1 protein-coding gene is annotated in these 620 nt (G+C 71.3%); it reads left to right on the top strand.

Annotation, left to right across the window (positions count from 1 at the left end):
* The coding region (locus tag GH737_RS15010; protein WP_275401978.1) for a histidine kinase dimerization/phospho-acceptor domain-containing protein at positions 1 to 620 on the top strand (620 nt) is incomplete at both ends.

The raw sequence follows: 620 nt of genomic DNA, 5'->3' as shown, positions 1-620 counted from the left end.
GCGGTGCGCTGATCGGCCGCTCCATCGCGCGCGCCCAGAATGGCGACGGCGACCGGGTCGACCCGCACGTCGTCCGTGCGTTCACCGTGCGCGCCCCGTTCCGCGACGCGGCGCTGACGGTCGCCGGCGACGGACTCGTGGCGGGCGAATGGAAGATCAGCGGCGTTCCGGCGTTCGACCCTGCCGACGGGCGCTTTCGCGGCTATCGCGGGGTGGCGCTGCGCGAACAGGAGGATGCGCAGGCGGTTGAGGAAGCGGTGGTGGCGCTCGCCGACCCGGATTCGCTGCGCGAACTGGTCCATGAGATCAAGACCCCGCTGAACGCGATCATCGGCTTTGCGGAGATCATCGAAGGCCAGTATCTCGGGCCGGCCGACCGCCGCTACCGTGAGCGGGCGCAGGAAATCGTCCGGCAGGCGCGGCTGCTGGTGACCGCGATCGACGATCTCGATTTCGCCGCAAAGGTCCATTCGCCCGGCGGGGCAGCGCATCGGCGGGTCAACCTCTCCGAGCTGGTCGAACTGATGGCGCCGGCGCTCCGCGAGCTTGGCACGAGCCGCCGCGTCGAGCTCGACGGGCCGCGGGCAACGCGCGATGCGACCGCCGCGACCGAGCCAGAG

This window comes from Sphingomonas segetis (assembly GCF_009720245.1).
Lineage (GTDB): Bacteria > Pseudomonadota > Alphaproteobacteria > Sphingomonadales > Sphingomonadaceae > Sphingomicrobium > Sphingomicrobium segetis.
Note: the sequence above shows the minus strand (reverse complement) of the source record. Positions and strands in the feature narration are given on the sequence as shown.